17 protein-coding genes and 1 pseudogene are annotated in these 15,053 nt (G+C 72.4%); 9 read left to right on the top strand and 9 right to left on the bottom strand.

The window, feature by feature from the left end; genetic code table 11:
• The first annotated feature begins 42 nt into the window (after window positions 1-42).
• Genes A3CE_RS0105000 through A3CE_RS0104990 form a run of 3 tightly spaced genes read left to right on the top strand, consistent with a single transcriptional unit; the run spans window position 43 to window position 2,600 of the window.
• Complete coding sequence (locus tag A3CE_RS0105000; protein ID WP_026468156.1) at window positions 43-723, top strand: haloacid dehalogenase type II; 681 nt, start codon at window positions 43-45, stop codon at window positions 721-723.
• Between the two features lie 10 nt (window positions 724-733).
• On the top strand, window positions 734-1,840 hold the full coding sequence (locus tag A3CE_RS0104995) for an alanine racemase (RefSeq protein WP_020638967.1): 1,107 nt from the start codon (window positions 734-736) through the stop codon (window positions 1,838-1,840).
• Window positions 1,841-1,865: 25 nt separating this feature from the next.
• Entirely contained in the window at window positions 1,866-2,600 is a 735-nt protein-coding gene (locus tag A3CE_RS0104990; RefSeq protein WP_020638966.1) for an SDR family NAD(P)-dependent oxidoreductase, read from the top strand.
• On the opposite strand, the gene A3CE_RS0104985 is transcribed toward A3CE_RS0104990, so the two are convergent.
• Entirely contained in the window at window positions 2,585-3,556 is a 972-nt protein-coding gene (locus A3CE_RS0104985; protein WP_376741594.1) for an NAD(P)-dependent alcohol dehydrogenase, read from the bottom strand. The genes A3CE_RS0104990 and A3CE_RS0104985 overlap by 16 nt on opposite strands.
• Between A3CE_RS0104985 and A3CE_RS59215 the strand changes: the two are divergent.
• From A3CE_RS59215 to A3CE_RS0104975, 3 genes and pseudogenes are all read left to right on the top strand, one after another.
• Window positions 3,467-3,709 (top strand): annotated as a pseudogene (locus A3CE_RS59215) (hypothetical protein); the annotation flags it as partial. The gene A3CE_RS0104985 and the pseudogene A3CE_RS59215 overlap by 90 nt on opposite strands.
• Window positions 3,710-3,806: 97 nt before the next feature.
• Window positions 3,807-3,938: a transcriptional regulator gene (locus A3CE_RS59210; protein ID WP_125591498.1), complete on the top strand. Its 132-nt coding sequence runs from the start codon at window positions 3,807-3,809 to the stop codon at window positions 3,936-3,938.
• A 316-nt stretch (window positions 3,939-4,254) separates the two neighbouring features.
• Window positions 4,255-4,692, top strand: a complete 438-nt coding sequence (locus A3CE_RS0104975) for an ATP-binding protein (RefSeq protein ID WP_020638963.1) — start codon at window positions 4,255-4,257, stop codon at window positions 4,690-4,692.
• A gap of 24 nt (window positions 4,693-4,716) precedes the next feature.
• On the opposite strand, the gene uppS is transcribed toward A3CE_RS0104975, so the two are convergent.
• Window positions 4,717-5,499 (bottom strand): polyprenyl diphosphate synthase, encoded by a 783-nt coding sequence (gene uppS, locus A3CE_RS0104970; RefSeq protein WP_020638962.1) that lies wholly within the window; start codon window positions 5,497-5,499, stop codon window positions 4,717-4,719.
• 59 nt (window positions 5,500-5,558) lie between these two features.
• A complete protein-coding gene (locus A3CE_RS0104965; RefSeq protein WP_020638961.1) occupies window positions 5,559-6,209 on the bottom strand; it encodes a DUF4230 domain-containing protein in 651 nt (216 codons plus the stop codon).
• A gap of 66 nt (window positions 6,210-6,275) precedes the next feature.
• Between A3CE_RS0104965 and A3CE_RS50190 the strand changes: the two genes are divergently transcribed.
• The gene (locus A3CE_RS50190) at window positions 6,276-6,458 is read left to right on the top strand and encodes a hypothetical protein (RefSeq protein ID WP_125591496.1); all 183 of its coding nucleotides are present in this window, start codon (window positions 6,276-6,278) and stop codon (window positions 6,456-6,458) included.
• A gap of 78 nt (window positions 6,459-6,536) precedes the next feature.
• Here A3CE_RS50190 and A3CE_RS54790 read toward each other — a convergent pair whose 3' ends face one another.
• Window positions 6,537-9,137, bottom strand: coding sequence for a tetratricopeptide repeat protein (locus tag A3CE_RS54790; RefSeq protein WP_026468153.1), 2,601 nt, complete (start codon window positions 9,135-9,137; stop codon window positions 6,537-6,539).
• A gap of 204 nt (window positions 9,138-9,341) precedes the next feature.
• Between A3CE_RS54790 and A3CE_RS50180 the strand changes: the two genes are divergently transcribed.
• Window positions 9,342-9,743, top strand: coding sequence for a peptidoglycan-binding domain-containing protein (locus A3CE_RS50180; RefSeq protein WP_020638958.1), 402 nt, complete (start codon window positions 9,342-9,344; stop codon window positions 9,741-9,743).
• 179 nt (window positions 9,744-9,922) lie between these two features.
• The gene (locus A3CE_RS0104945; RefSeq protein WP_020638957.1) at window positions 9,923-10,501 is read left to right on the top strand and encodes a VOC family protein; all 579 of its coding nucleotides are present in this window, start codon (window positions 9,923-9,925) and stop codon (window positions 10,499-10,501) included.
• 115 nt (window positions 10,502-10,616) lie between these two features.
• On the opposite strand, the gene A3CE_RS0104940 is transcribed toward A3CE_RS0104945, so the two are convergent.
• From A3CE_RS0104940 to A3CE_RS50175, 5 genes are read right to left on the bottom strand one after another with little or no spacing between them, the layout of a single operon-like run.
• Window positions 10,617-11,117, bottom strand: coding sequence for a DUF2231 domain-containing protein (locus A3CE_RS0104940; RefSeq protein ID WP_020638956.1), 501 nt, complete (start codon window positions 11,115-11,117; stop codon window positions 10,617-10,619).
• A 27-nt stretch (window positions 11,118-11,144) separates the two neighbouring features.
• Window positions 11,145-11,567 carry an FMN-binding protein gene (locus A3CE_RS0104935; protein WP_020638955.1) on the bottom strand — a complete coding sequence of 141 codons (423 nt, stop codon included), beginning with the start codon at window positions 11,565-11,567 and terminating at the stop codon, window positions 11,145-11,147.
• 14 nt (window positions 11,568-11,581) lie between these two features.
• The gene (locus tag A3CE_RS0104930; RefSeq protein WP_020638954.1) at window positions 11,582-12,961 is read right to left on the bottom strand and encodes a ferredoxin reductase family protein; all 1,380 of its coding nucleotides are present in this window, start codon (window positions 12,959-12,961) and stop codon (window positions 11,582-11,584) included.
• Between the two features lie 47 nt (window positions 12,962-13,008).
• Complete coding sequence (locus tag A3CE_RS0104925) at window positions 13,009-14,388, bottom strand: HAMP domain-containing sensor histidine kinase (protein ID WP_020638953.1); 1,380 nt, start codon at window positions 14,386-14,388, stop codon at window positions 13,009-13,011.
• Entirely contained in the window at window positions 14,385-15,038 is a 654-nt protein-coding gene (locus A3CE_RS50175; RefSeq protein WP_051183737.1) for a response regulator transcription factor, read from the bottom strand. The genes A3CE_RS0104925 and A3CE_RS50175 overlap by 4 nt, the downstream gene beginning before the upstream one ends.
• Window positions 15,039-15,053: the final 15 nt, after the last annotated feature.

Genomic DNA, 15,053 nt, shown 5'->3' with positions numbered 1-15,053 from the left:
GGCCACTCCGACCGCTCGCCGGATCACCGCCTGGAGGATTCCGTGGCTTTCGACAGCAAGCCGAAGTTCGTCACGTTCGACATGAACGGGACGCTGATCCACTTCCGCATCAACGACGCGATCCGCCGGGTCCTGGGCGACCGCCTCCCGCCGGAGGTCGCCGACGACTTCCTGCGGGCCGGCGACGCCTACCGGATCGACGAGTGCCTGGGCGAGTGGAAGCCCTTCCACCGGATCGTCGCCTGCTCCCTGGAACGGACCATGCGCCGGTTCGGCCTGGAGTACCGCGAAAGCGACGCTCGCGCGGTGTACGAAGAGATCCCGACCTGGGTCCCGTACCCCGGCGTCACCGCGGCACTGACGCGCCTGGCGGAGGCCGTTCCGCTGGTGATCGTGACGAACACCGACGACGCGCACGCGGCGCGCCTCGTGGAGAACCTCCAAGCCCCGTTCGAGGTCGTGATCACAGCCGAGCAGATGGGCGCCTACAAGCCGCGGCTGCGCGCGTTCGAGTACACATTGGACAAGCTCGGCGTGGCACCCGGCGAGCTCGTGCACGTCTCGGCGAGCCCGAAGTACGACCTGCGCCCCGCGGCCGTGATGGGCATCGAGCACAAGGTGTACGTCGACCGCGGCTTCGAGCAGGACGAGCCGTGGCTCGGCTACGAGCGGATCACGGACATCGCCGACCTGCCCGTGCTGTTCGGCCTGCCGCGCCCGTGAGGAGCGCGACGTGAACCGGCTGCACCGGGTACTCGACGGTCTTCTCGGGCGGATCGACACCCCCGCGCCGGTCGTGCTGGCCGACGTCATGCAGGACAACATCGACCGCATGCAGGGCTTCGCGGCCGCGCACCACCTCGACGTCAGGCCGCACGTCAAGACGCACAAGTGCGTGGAGATCGGCCGGCGTCAGGTCGCCGCGGGGGCGGTCGGGATCACCGCCGGAAACGTCGGCGAGGCCGAGGTTTTCGCCGCGGCCGGCTTCGGCGACATCTTCCTCGCCTATCCGGTCTGGCCCGCGGGAACGAAGGGAGCCCGGATCCGCCGGCTCGCCGAGACCACCCGGCTGCGGGTCGGCGTCGACAACGTCGCGGCGATCGACGCCCTCGCCGACGCGATGGGAGACGAACCGGACCGGCTGCAAGTCGTGGTCGAGGTCGACTGCGGCGCCCGCCGTTCCGGTGCGCCACCCGAGTTCGCGGGCGACCTCGCGCTCGCCGCCCGCAAGCGCGGCCTCGTGCCGGTGGGCGTCTTCACGTATCCGGGGCACGGCAGCTCCGGCCGGGACGCCCGCGAGCGCGCCGCGCGGGACCAGGAGACCGCACTCGCCACCGCGGTCCGCGGTCTCGGCCAGGCGGGGATCCCCGCCGAGGTGGTCAGTGCGGGCTCCACGCCCACCGTCGAGTTCTCCACCGGCGACCTGATCACCGAAATCCGGCCCGGCGAGTACGTCTTCGGCGACCTGGACAACAGCAGGCTCGGCGCCTGCACCGACGACCAGATCGCCCTGTTCGTCGCCGCGACCGTGGTCAGCGACTGGGTTCCCGGCCAGGTCATCCTCGACGCGGGCACCAAGGCCCTCGGCCGCGAAGGCAGTCCCGGGCGCGGTTACGGCGCCGTCCTCGGCACGGAGGCCGTTCTCTCGAAGCTCAACGAGTACCACGGTTTCCTCGCGCTGCCCGGCGGCGCCGCCCGCCCCGGCGTCGGCGACGTGGTTCCCGTAGTGCCCAACCACGTCTGCCCGGTCGTCATCAACTTCGAGGAGCTGATCGTCACCGACAGCGCGGGCACCGCGCCGCGCCGGTGGCCGGTCGACGCCCGCGGCTTCCTCGGCTGACCCACCCCGCGAAGGAGTGTCCGACATGAGACTCGAGAAGGTCACCGCCCTGGTGACCGGCGCCGGCAGCGGCATCGGGGAGGCGGTGAGCGCGCGTTTCCGCCGTGAGGGCGCCCAGCTGCTGCTCACGAGCCGCCGGGAGCGGCTCGGCACCACCCGGCCCGGTGACGTGTACATCCCCGGGGACCTCAACGACGAGGCGTTCGTCGTGGAGCTGGCCCGCCGGGCCGCCGAGTCCGCCGGCACCGTGAACGTCGTCGTCCTCAACCACGGCCTGCAGGTCAGCGGCCCGCTCACCGAGATGGCCTACGACGACGCGAAGGACGTCCTCCACAGCAACCTGCTCAGCGCGTTCCTGGTGATGAAGCACTTCGCGCCGCTGATGCCACCCGAGGGCGGCTCGTTCGTCTGCGTCGGCTCCCGGCTCGGCATCGTCGGCAAGCCAGGGGAAGTCCTGTACTCCGCCGCCAAGGGCGGCCTGATCATGCTCGCCAAGGGGGCGGCGATCGAATGGGCGGCGCGCAACATCCGCGTCAACGTCGTCGCTCCCGGCCTGACCGCCACCCCCGTCATCGAAGCGTCGTTCCGGCGGAGGCCGGACCCCGAGGCCTACCGGCGGCTGCGCGAAAGCCAGATCCCGCTGCAACGCCTCGCCGTCCCCGAAGAGATCGCCGACGCGGTCGTCTTCCTCGCCTCGCCGGAGTCGTCCTACATCACCGGCGCGGTCCTCCCCGTCGACGGCGGCTACACCGCCTTCTGAGGGGGGTCTTCGTGGTCGAGGTCGGCCAGGTCGAGGACGAAGCGGTAGCGGACGTCATTGCGGGCCAAGCGTTCCAGCACGTCGTTCACGTGCGCCGACGGCACGACTTCGACGTCGGCGGTGACGTCGTGGCGGGCGCAGAACTCGAGCATGGCGGCAGTCCCGGCCCGGCCGCCGCTGCCCGCGGAGGTCAGCTTCTTGCGGCCCACCAGCAGGTCCATCGCCTCGACCGTGATCGGGCCGAGGTGCCCGACCTGGCTGAGGGTGCCGTCGAGGGCGACCAGCCGCAGGTGCGGGCCGATGTCGTGGGCGACGGCGACGGTGTCGATGACGATGTCGAACCGGTCGCGGGCCGCGGCCGGCTGCCGCGGGTCGGTCGACACCAGCAGGTCCCGCGCCCCGAGCCGGCTCGCGTCGGCCGCCTTGTCGGGTGAACGGCTGATCACCGTCGTCTCCGCGCCGAGAGCGACCGACAACTTGACCGCCAGGTGCCCGAGACCGCCCAGGCCGGCCACCGCCACCCGCGTGCCGGGCCCGGCGCCGAGGGCGCGCAGCGGCTCCCACACGGTGATCCCCGCGCACAGCAACGGCGCGGCCGCCGCGGGATCGAGGCCCGCGGGGAGCCGGTAGGCGAACTCGTCCCGGACGACGTACTCGCGGGAGAACGCGCCCAGCGTGGGCGAGCCGTCGTGGCGGTCGGTTCCGCCGTAGGTGAGTGTCGGGAACTCGGCGCAGAAGTTCTCCTGGCCGCGGCGGCACATCGAGCACTTCCCGCAGGAGTCGACGATGTTGCCGACCGCGACCGGATCCCCGGCGGCGAACCGCGTCACGGCGGGACCGGCGGCGGTCACGACGCCGGTGAACTCATGGCCCGGCACGAGCGCGGCGTCCCGCGGAGCACGCAGGGAGTGCAAGTCGGTGTGGCAGACCCCGCAGTAGTCGACGCGGATCGCGATGTCGTCGTCGCGCAGGTCGCGTCGCTGCAGGGTGGCGCGGCGGAGAGCGGGTTCGCTCTCGCCGGCCAGCCAGCCGGTGACCTCATCCGGCTCGCGACGTGGACCCGCCTCGAGCGCCGGCCGGCCGGGCACCTGGTGGCCGACGCCGAGCGGATGGACCACCCCAAGCTGCGAGCGATCTCCGAAGCGCAGGCCGCCGGGCTGGTGCGCGCGGGGGGACCCCTTCGACCTGATGGCGATGGTGATCGCCATGTCCATGGCGTGGTCGCCGGTCAGCAACGTCTACGCCGCCACGGCCGGGGAACCCGCCGAGGTGCACGAACAGCGCAGGGCGCTGCTCCGGGAGTGCGTGGCCCGCGTCGTCGCGCCCGTCGGGTCCTGAGGCCGGCTCCGCGGTGGTCGCCGGAGGTCTTGAATGACTCGTTCAGGACCTCCGAAGACCTGAATGAGTCATTCAAGACACCGCGGCTTCACCGGCACCTTCGCCAAGACGGGCGCCCGCTTCGGTTCGACGGCGCCGAACCGACACTGGTCGCCCTCGGCGCCGCCCGGTCAGCGCGCCGACACGGCGTGGAGCGCGTGGATCCTCGAGCTCGCCGCCCGGCGGGGGACGGTTTGGCTTCGGGACCACCCGGGTAAGGCACAGAGACGGACGTCTTCGGCAGTGAGGACGGAAGCCCGGGAAGGGTGATGTCGTCATGCCCGACGAGACGGAGGGCAGCAGCACGTCGCCTCCGTGGTCACTGGACCTCCGTGGCACCTCGGCACCGGTGCTGGTCCAGGTCCGTCGCTGGGCGGCTCGCACGCTGGACCGGGTCGGCGACGCTCACCTCGGCGACGTGCTGCTCGTCGTCACCGAGCTGGTCACCAACGCCTACGATCACGGCCGAGGCCCGTCGGAAATCCGGATGGCCTACACCCCGCAGCCCTGTCGGGTCCGGGTCGAGGTCGACGACGGCTGCTCGGCTCACCCCGTGGTGGCGAACCCGTCGCTGACCACGCCCGGTGGCCGGGGCATGCTGATGGTGGAGAAGCTCGCTGCCGCCTGGGGCGTCCGGGAACACCGCGAAACCGGCGGCAAAACGGTGTGGGCGGAGGTGGCCTGCGACGGAGCCGGCGCCGAGCCGGGCGGCTGACCGCCGGGGAGACGTAGTACCCGCTCAGCCGCCGTAACGACGGTTCCGCCGCGCGTAACTGCGCAGGGCGCGGAGGAAGTCGACCTCGCGGAAGGCCGGCCAGAACGTGTCGCAGAAGTACAGCTCGGAGTAGGCGCTCTGCCAGACCAGGAAGTTGGACAGCCGCTGCTCGCCGCTGGTCCGGATCACCAGGTCGGGGTCGGGCTGCCCGGCGGTGTACAGGTGCCGCGAGACGTCCTCCATGGTGATGGTGCCGGCCAGCTCGTCCAGCGTCCCGGCGGCGGCGTGTTCGGTCAGCAGGGCGCGCAGCGCGTCGACCACCTCCTGGCGGCCGCCGTAGCCGATCGCCAGGGTGATGTGGTGGCCCGTGCCGCAGTCGCGCGTGACTTCGACGGCGTTCTTCAGGGCGTGCGCGGTGGTGTCCGGCAAGGCGTCGAGGGTGCCGGCGACGTGGACCTGCCAGCCGGCGTCCGGCTGGGCGAGCTTGTCGGTGATCACCTGCTCGATCAGCTGCATCAGGTACGACACCTCGGCGTCTTCGCGGCGGGCGAGGTTCTCGGTCGAGCACAGGTAGACCGTCACGTGCTTCACGCCCGCCCGCTCGCACCAGGAGAGCACGGTTTCGACGTGTTCGGCGCCGTACTTGTGGCCGATGCTCGGGTCGGCCATGCCCATCTGGCGCGCCCACCGGCGGTTGCCGTCCATGATGATCCCGACGTGCTCCGGCAGTTCGGCGCCCACGAGCTGTTTTCGCAGCCGGTGCGTGTAGATCCCGTAGACGATTCGCTGGACCAGCACAGGCAGCACGTGCGCACTCCGTTCGCCGTGAGTGTGTCGCTCGGGTTTGCGGCCCATCGTATCGGCGCTCAGCCGGTGGCGTTGTCGGCGTAGTTCACGGTGACGTTCTTGAAGCCGAGTGAGTGCAGCAAGCCGATCAGCATCGTCCTGGTGTTCCGCTCCGCATCGGCCACCAGCGTGCTTTTCGCGGCCGCCCCCTCGATCTGTTTCTGGGCGAGCTCGTACAGCGCCTGCTGGGAGTTGGGGTTCCCGCTGAGGAAGTCGTTGATCCGGGTGAACAGGCCCTGCTGCTGGGCGTACACATGGGACTCGTGCACGTCCAGCGTCGCCGGCTCCAGCTGGGCGTGGCCCAAGGTGATCGTGGCGGACAGGCGGTCGTCGGACACCTTGACGGCGTCGCCCTTCAGCCGGGCGAAGTCCACGTACGCGTTTTCCGTGCCGACTCCGATGAACAGCGTGTCGCTGCCCACGAGGAAGCTGGGCAGGACCGAGCTCGTCGTGATGTCGACGACCACCTGGAACGAGCCGCTGGCGGCCTCGTAGCGCGAGAGCTCGACGATCGACTGCAGCAGCACCGGACCGGAGTGCTCCTCGGTCCGTTCGGCGAACGGGTTGCGCAGCTGGGGTAACAGGTGAACGGCCGATGCGACGAGGACCGCCGCGGCCAGGACCACCACTGCCACCGCCATGACGACGAGCCGCTTGCCCCAAGCACCCATGCCGGGAGGAATACCCACACCGCCGCCGGGTTAAGCGGCGGGCGGATGTACGGTGCTCTGGTCCGCGTGGCCAGCTCTCTGACGACGGGAGACGTCGTGCGCAAGTCCCTGTGGCTGTGGGTCCTGGTGATCTTCCTCGCCATCCTGGTGCTCGCCATGATCTTCGGCGGCTATCGCAAAGGCACCAAGCTCGGCGCGCCCGCCGAACCGCGCCCGGTGGCGGCTTGGACGCTGGGCCGGACGGCGTAACGGAATCCGCCGCTCGTCCACAGAGGACCTGAGCTCCGCCACGAATGTCCGCAAGGGACGGAAGAGGCTTCGTCCAGGTCACCGGCTGGAGGCGAGAGTGCCGAGGTGGGCACGGACCTCGTCGGCTTCGGGCGTGCCGAGGGCGGTGTAGAGGTCGAGTGCCTGCCGGTAGTGCTCACGGGCCTGGTCCGGCCGGCCGAGGGCGTGGTGGGCGCGGCCGAGGCCGGTGTGGGCGCGGGCCTGCTGTTCGCGCGCGTCGATCTCGGTGGCGATGGCGTGGGCGGCCGTGTGGTGGGTGAGCGCGTCGGCGGGGTGGCCGGTGGTGTTCGCGGCTTCGCCACGGCTGTTGAGCGCCGACGCCTCGCCGTCCCGGTCGCCGGTGTCGCGGAAGATCGCGAGGGCCCGCTCGTGGCATTCGGCGGCTTCGGCCTGCTTGCCGCGGCGGAGGTGGAACGTCCCGAGCAGGTCCAGCGTCCAGGCTTCGCCGCTGCGGTTGCCGAGTTGCCGGAAGAGCGCCAGTGCCTGCCGGAGGTGGCGGCCCGCCGGCAGGGCCCGCCCCGACCGGAGCTCGACGTCACCGAGGTTGTTCAGCGCGTGGGCCTCGCTGTCCCGGTCGCCGATCCGGCGGGCCAGGACCAATGCCTGGGTGCAGTGGCCCGCCGCCGACCGATGGCGGCCCAGCCGCCCCTCGACGATGCTGAGGTTGGTCAGCGTGCGGGCTTCACTGTCCCGGTCGCCGGTCCGGCGCAGCAGGGACAACGCCGTCGCGTAGTGCTCGACGGCCGTCTGGCAGTGCCCGGAGAGGTCCGCGATGATGCCGAGGCTGTTGAGCGTGCGGGCCTGGCCGGCCGCGTCCGTGGTCCGCCGGAACAGCTCCATGGCCTGCCGGAGGTACTCGGTCGCCTCCTCGTGCCTGCCCAGTCGCCAGTGGGCGACGCCGAGGTCGGTCAGCGCGTGCGCCTGCTCGGCCGGGTCGCCGGTCTGCCGGGCGGCTTGGTGGGCGTGGCCGTGCACGGCCACGGCGTCGGTGTGGTGGCCGCCCTGGAGGTAGCGGTGCAGCACGCGGGAGAGCCGGACGGTGTGGGCCGGCCAGCCGTGGGTGGCGGTGTGGGCGGAGACGGCGACCAGCGTGGGGCGTTCGGCGTCCAGCCAGGCGCGGGCGTCGTCCGGGTCGCTCAGCGGCGGGGCCGGGGTGCCGGCCGGGGCGACCCGCGGGCGCTGGTGGGCCTGCGCGGGGTGCAGGGTGTTCATGGCCGTGGTGGTGGCGGCGAGGTAGTGGTCGAAGAGGCGGGTGAGCGCGGTGCGGCGGTCGGCCGGGCGGTCTTCGTCGTGGGCCCGGGTGGTGGCGTGGACGCGCACCAGGTCGTGGAAGGTGTACCGGCCGGGCGTGATCTCCTGCAGCAGGTGGTCGTCGCGCAGGTGGCGCAGATGGGTGCGGGCGGTGCCGAGGCCGGTGCCGGCCAGAGCCGCGGCGGCGTAGGCGTCCACGTCCTGGCCGGGGTGCAGGGCCAGCAGCCGCAGCAGGCGCTGCCGGTCGGGCGGCAGGTCCCGGTAGGACAGCTGTAGGGCGAGTTCGACGCCGGTGTCCAGGCGCCGGTCCCGGTGGCGTTCGTCGAGCCAGTCGGCGTGATCGGTCAGCGTCCAGCCGGGTTTGGCGCGCAGGTGCCCGGCGACGAGCCCGAGGGCCAGTGGCAGGTGCCCGCAGCGTTCGGCGATCCGGGTGGCGGCCTGGGCGTCGTCGCCGACCGGGACGTGGGGTGCGGCCCGGCGCAGGAACCGGACGGCCTCGGCGGGGGCGAACACGTCCACTTCGAGGTGGACCGCCGGGTGCAGCTCGGCGAGGCTGCGCCGGCTGGTGACCAGGGTGACGCAGCCGGCGGAGCCGGGGAGCAGCGGCCGGACCTGGGCGGCGTCCGCGGCGTTGTCCAGCACGACCAGGGCGCGGATGCCGCTGAGCAGCTTGCGGTAGAGCGTGCGGCGGGCGTCCGGTGCGTGCGGGATCTCCTGCCCGGACACGCCGAGCAGGCGGAGAAAGCCGTCGAGGACGGCGGCCGGGGAGGCGGGTGGCTGGGCCGGGTCGGGGTGGAAGCCGCGCAGGTTGGCGAACAGCACCCGGTCGAACGGCTGCCGCCGGCTGAGCAGATGGCCGGCGTGGACGGCGAGCAGCGTCTTGCCGACGCCGGCCATGCCCTCGATCGCGGAGATCACCACCGCGCCACCGTCCTGGTCGCCCAGGAGCCGGCCGAGCTCCTCGAGCTCGGCGGCGCGGCCGGTGAACTCGGCGATGTCCCGCGGCAGGGCGTCCTGGACCCGGACCTGGGCCGCCGCCGTGCTTTCCCCGCCGATGACACGGAGCGCCTGGTGCCATTGAGCCGCGTAGCCCGCGTCCGGGTGCAGTGCCCGGACCACCGCCACGATCAGATCGGTGTTCACCCGGCGCCGGCCGGACCGGAAGAGGTCCACGACGGTGGTCTTGCCCGCCAGCTCGCTCGCCGGCCGGCCCGAGGCGGTCCACTCCTGGTTGACCCGCTCCTTGATGGTCTCGTAGGACGGGGAACCGGCCCAGGACTTCAGCAGCCGCAACCGGTCGACGAGCTCGTCGAGGGTGGTGGCGGCGCCCGGGGCGGGTGGCGCGGTGAAGGTGACCGCGGAATACCCGTCTCTGGCCGGTTCGTCCATGGTGTCCGCCCCCACGTCGTCGTGTCGGGGACGACGATGACCGGGCCCGTCACCCGGCCGTCCTCCCCGTGTCCTTCGCGCAGCCAGACGCCCTGACCCCGCGTTCGGGTTCGGTCGGAATCGCCCCGGCGCCCGGCACGCCGTCGGAGGCTGGGTGCCGGCAATCTTCCGATGCCGCAATCGCCGCAACGAAAGGGGAGAGTCATGCAGTGGAGGCAGGCCGGACGGGGAGCGACGATCGGGGTCCTCGCGGCCGGGATGCTGGCGGTTTCCGCCACGGCCGCGTTCGCGGACATCGTGCGGGGGAACAACGGACAAGCGGTGTGGTGTGTCCAGCACGTCGTGCACACCTACAACGGGATCAGCGTCGGTCCCAAAGGGGAGGACTCGGACTTCGGCGGCAACACCGAGCGCGGCGTGAAGACCTACCAGCGGCGGATGGGGGTCGACGACGACGGCCGGGTGGGCCCGATCACCGGTCACGTGATGTTCCAGGACGTCAACAACGTCCGCCGTATCGCGAGGCAGACGGGCGAGACGGACCTCTTCAACGACACCGGCCGCTGGCTGAACCTGTGCCCGCCCGCGTCGAGCGTCTTCCAGTGATCGCGGCGCCCGCCGGCTGAGCGAAATCGCGTGCCGTGCCGTAAGGCCGGCTCTCATGGGGGTCCGGCCGCGCTACCCGGCGTCAGCCCGGGTGGCGCGGCCGGCGGGTGGCGTCCATGCTGTTCGCATGAGCAAATAGCTCGGTGTCGTTTCGGCATGTCCGGGCTTAGCTTCGGGCCATGGCGAACGAACTGACCATTCCGCTCCTGCCCTGTCCCTCCATCGACGAGATCGCGTCGTTCTACGAGATGCTCGGCTTCGAGATCACCTATCGGCAGACGCGGCCGAACCCGCACGTCGCGGTGCGACGGGAAGACCTCAACCTGCACTTCTTCGGGATGGACGGCTACGACCCGGCGCAGTCGTACAGCACGTGCCTGGTCATCGTGGCGGACACCGGCGCGTTGTTCGAGGCCTTCGCGGCGGGGATGCGGTCCGTGCACGGGAAACTCCTCGTCTCCGGCATCCCGCGCATGACCCGGCCGCGGCTGCGCAACGACCGGTACACCGGGTTCACCGTCGTCGATCCGGGCGGCAACTGGATCCGGATCCACAAGGCCGCCAAGGAACCCGAGGCGCGGACCAAGCTCGCCAAAGCCATGGAGAACGCCGCGAGGCAGGCTGATGCGCGCGGCGACGAACGCCAGGGGCTGAAGATCCTGGAAGGCGCGTTGAAGCGGGCGACCGGCGACGAACCGGAGTTCCAGGCGGTGCGGGAGTACCGCGACGAGCTCGTCGAACGGATCAAGGGGGTCTGAGCCGGGGCCAGGCGCTTGAGCGAGGCCCTGAGCCAGCAAATCCCGAAGTCCTCGCCGCGCCGGGCACCGACGGCGGGGCCGCGACCGGGCTCGACCACCGTAACCCCCGGCGAGCTCAGCGGCCCGCCGCCGGTGCGCTGCTGAACTGGCCCTCCCAGCCGGCTTGGGCGCCGGAGTCGCCGATGCGGTAGATGTCGAAGACCGCCGCCCCGGCGGCCGCGAGGGACAGCACCGCGAGCACCACCGTGACCGCCTTCGACGCCGGACCGAGGAACGTGCGGCGGGATTTCGTCCCGGTCTCCCGCTGCCGCCACCACACCAGCAGGGCCAGCACGGCCACCGGGATCGCCACCCAGATCGCGGTGTCGCCGAGTTCGGTGTGGGTGCGCACCAACGGCGACCGCGCGACCCGCCGTTCGAGCCATTCACCCGCGTCGGTGGTGATCGGGACGAGGACCACCACCAGCACCGCCAGGATCGCGTTCGGCCCGGCGAGCTTGGCGCGCGCGGCCGGCCACAGGGCGGTGAGCACCAGGAGCAGGGCGGAAAGGGGCAGCAGCACGACGATCGCGTGCACGAGCAGGATGTGGGCGGGCAGGCCGTCGACGGTCGTCATGGTGTCCTTTGTGGAGGGTTAAAGTGGTCAGCGGTGGGCCTGGTCGATCGCCGACTGCAGCGAATGCCGGTAGCCCTCGGAGGTGTAGGTGGCGCCGCTGACGGTGTCGATCTGCGCGCTTTGGGCCTGCAGCGTCTCCTGGTTCAGCGCCGGCACGGCGGTGGAGTTGATCCGGACGTCGCGGCCGCTTTCCTGGGGATATTCGATGGCCTGGGCGTCGGTGATCTTGCCGCCGGCGACGGTGATCCGGACCTGGACCGGTCCGTAGCGGGTGTCGGCGGCGTCGCCGGTGAACGTCCCGTCGCCGCCGGCGGAAGTCCCGGACGAGGTGCCGGACGGCTCGGCCGGACCGCTCGTGGCCACGGGCGTGGAGTCCGTGCTGGTGCGGTAGCTGAACAGCAGCACGACGACGGACACGGTCGCCGCGAGGGCGATGGCGATCCTGCGCATCGGAGTCTCCTTTCCTACCAGGCGAACCGCTCGGAGTGGACGCGGCCGGCGGGGACGCCGGCGCGGCGTGCGCTGTCGACCACGGCGCCGGTCCAGCCGTCCGGGCCGCAGACGTAGACGTCGTGGTCGGCGATGCCGGGCACCAGGTGGCGCAGCACCTGCTCGTCGGGCACGGGGGCGTACCCGGCGGGCAGCCAGGACGCGCGGCCGGGCGAGCGGTGGCCGAGCAGGTAGTGGATGCGGACGCCGCGGCGGGCGGCGAGTTCTTCGAGTTCGTCGCGGAAGAGCAGGTCCTCCGGGCGGCCGGCGCGGTGGAACAGCACCGCGTCACCGGGGCGGTAGGGGAGTTCGTCGAGGAGCGCGCGCAGCGGCGTGATCCCGATCCCGGACGCGAACAGGGCGACCTTGTGTCCTTTGAGGACAGTTTCGGTCAGCCGGCCGTACGGGCCTTCGAACAGCGCGGGCGTGCCGGGGCGCAGGGTGGCCGGCCGGCGGCTGCCCTCGCCGAGGTCCTTCGCGGTGATCCGCAGCCGGTGCCCGTCCGGCGCGGCCGAGAGCGAGAACGGCTTGCCGCGCGTCCAGCCGGGCCCGGCGAACCGCCAGACGAAGAACTGGCCCGCCGCGACGGGCAGCCGGTCGAGGTCGCGGCCGCGCAGGTACACCGACACGACGCCCGGGCCTTCGGGCACGACCTGCTCGACGACGAGCCGGTGCCGCGCGTTGAGCCACACCGGCCGTCCGACGCGGAACACGAGCACGGCGCCGGCCGCGGCGGCGTAAGCGGTCCACCAGAACGCGGTCGCGACCGGTGAGGCCGTGAAGTCGGCGCCCGTCCACAGCTGGTGCGGCAGGGCGAGACCGGCGCCGAGGTAGGCGTAGAGGTGCAGCAGGTGCCAGGACTCGTAGCGCAGCCGCCGCCGGGCCGCGCGCACCGACGTCACGGCGACCATGCCCAGCGCGGCGGTCCCGGCGGCCGCCAGGAGCATGCCGGGATAGGTCGTCACCAGCGCCCAGGCCTCGGATAGCACGTCCGACCGGTCGGTGACGGCGTAGCCGAGGGTGATGAGCACCAGGTGCGCGGCCAGCAGCGTGATCGACGTGAAGCCGGCGATCCGGTGCCACCGGGCGAGCCGGTCCTGGCCGTAGCCGCGTTCCACCCACGGGATCCGCGCCATGAGCAGCAGCTGCAGGAGCAGGAGGTCGGCCGACAGCAACCCGGCGAGCCGCCCGGCCGAGGTGAAGAAGCCGGTGCCGAGATCCTGCAGGCCGCGGCCGGACACCCAGAGCGCGACCACGAACAGCACGCTGAACCAGGCCGTGAGCCCGGCGGCGTCGCGCCACCACACCCGCACCGCGGGCCGGGCGGCGCGGCGGGTGACGACGGTGGCGGACATCGGGCTCCTCGGGATGGCTTTACGGAATCCACCCTTCCGGAGCCCGGTTAGCCGTCGACGTGACCCGGGTGAGAGTTCGGTAAGAGAAGATCGGCACCGACGGTGAACCCGACCACGGCGCCGCCACCCGGGCGCGGCCCGGCGAAGACGGACCCGCCGTGGGCGAGCGCGATTTCCCGCACGATGGCCAGCCCGAGCCCGGAACCCGGCAGGCCGCGGGCGCCGTCGGCACGGTGGAAGCGGTCGAACACCCGGGGCGCGTCGTCGTCGCCGATGCCGGGGCCGCGGTCGAGGACTTCCACGCGGCCGTCGCGCACGACGGCTTCGATCGGGCCGCCGGGCGCGAACTTGACCGCGTTTTCCAGCAGATTCGTCACCGCGCGCTCGAGCGCCTTCGCCTGGCCGGTCAGCGTGGACGCGTCGGTTTCGACCGTGACGGCGCGTCCCCACCGCCGCCGGACGCGTTCGGCGGCGCGGTCGACGATCTCGCCCAGCTCCACCGGCGCCGGTTCCTCGGCCTCGTAGCGGCGGGTGGCCAGTTCGACGAGTTCGTCGACCAGGTGGGTCAGCTCGCGGGTCTCCCCGTCGACGTCGTCGAGCAGGCGGGCCCGCGATTCGGGGGTGAGCTCGGCGAACCGGCGCAGGACGCTGGCGTTGGTGCGGAGGCTGGTCAGGGGCGTCCGCAGCTCGTGGGCGGCGTCCTGGACCAGGCGGTCCTGGTCGGCGCGGGCGTCGGCGAGCCGGCCCAGCATCCGGTCGAACGACGTGGCGAGCCTGCCCACCTCGTCACGGCCGCCGGTGGGCACGGCGACGTCGTCGAGGCGGCCGTCGCTGACCTGTTCGGTGACGTCGGTCAGCCGGACCAGCCGCCGGGTGATCTGCCGGGCCAGCAGCCAGCCGGCCAGGGCCGCGACGGCCAGTACCAGCGCGCTGACGCCGGTGATCCGGGCGGCCAGTCCCTTCAGGACGTACCGGGACTCGTCGACGTCGACGGCGAGCTGGACGGCGCCGCGGCCGGGCCCGAGGGCCACGGTGATGACCCGGTAGTCGTCGCGCCCGGCGGTGAAGTTCGTGTAGCGGTGGTCGGCGAGAACGCCGGCCGCGGCCAGCGTCCGGTCGTCGCCGCCGACGGGGAGGGGCACCGGGCGGCCGCCGAGCTGGCGGACGGTCCCGTCCGGCGCGATCGCCTGCGCCACCATCGGCTGGGCCTCGTCGTGGTCGTCGTCATCGGGGCCGCGGGTGACCGGGCTCGGCGCGAGCACCTGCGTCGCCCCGGCCGCGATTTCCGCCGAGGTCGTGAGCAGCGACCGGTCGAGTTCGGCGTTGATGCGCTGGGACGCGGCCTGGTAGCTGAAGACCCCGACGAGGATCGCCGCCGCCGCACCGACGCCGGCGAAGGCGATGGCGAGCTTGCTGCGCAGGTTCACGCCGGCCGCGCCTGCCGCACGGAATAGCCCACCCCGCGCACGGTGTGGATCAGCTCCGCGGCGCCGGCCTGGTCGAGCTTGCGCCGCAGGTAGCCGATGTAGACGGCGAGGTTCTTGGAGTCCGCGCCGAACTCGTAGCCCCAGATGCGCTGGTAGATCGTGGCCCGGTCGAGCACGATCCCGGCGTTGCGCACGAGCAGTTCCAGCAGGTCGAACTCGGTTTTCGACAGGGTGATCTCGGTGCCCTGCCACCACACCCGCCGGGCCGCCGGGTCGACCGCGAGCTCCCCGAGCCGGACCGGGCGCCGCGCCTCCGGTTCGGGTGACGTGCGGCGCAGCAGGGCCCGCAGCCGCGCGAGGAGCTCGTCGAGCTCGAACGGCTTGGGCAGGTAGTCGTCGGCCCCGGCGTCCAGCCCGGCCACCCGGTCGGGGGTTTCGACGCGGGCGGTGAGCATGAGGATCGGCGTGGGATCCCCTTCGGCGCGCAGCACCCGGCACACGCCGAGGCCGTCGACGCCGGGCATCATGACGTCGAGGATCAGCACGTCGAACTCGTCCCGCCGGGCCGTGGCCAGCGCGCTGACGCCGTCGTTCACCTCGGTGACGTGGTAGCCCTCGAGGTCGAGGGCCCTGACGAGCGACTCCCGGATGGCATGGCCGCCATC

Source organism: Amycolatopsis balhimycina FH 1894, assembly GCF_000384295.1.
In the GTDB taxonomy this organism is placed as follows: Bacteria; Actinomycetota; Actinomycetes; order Mycobacteriales; family Pseudonocardiaceae; genus Amycolatopsis; species Amycolatopsis balhimycina.
This window is presented reverse-complemented; position numbering and strand designations above follow the sequence as displayed.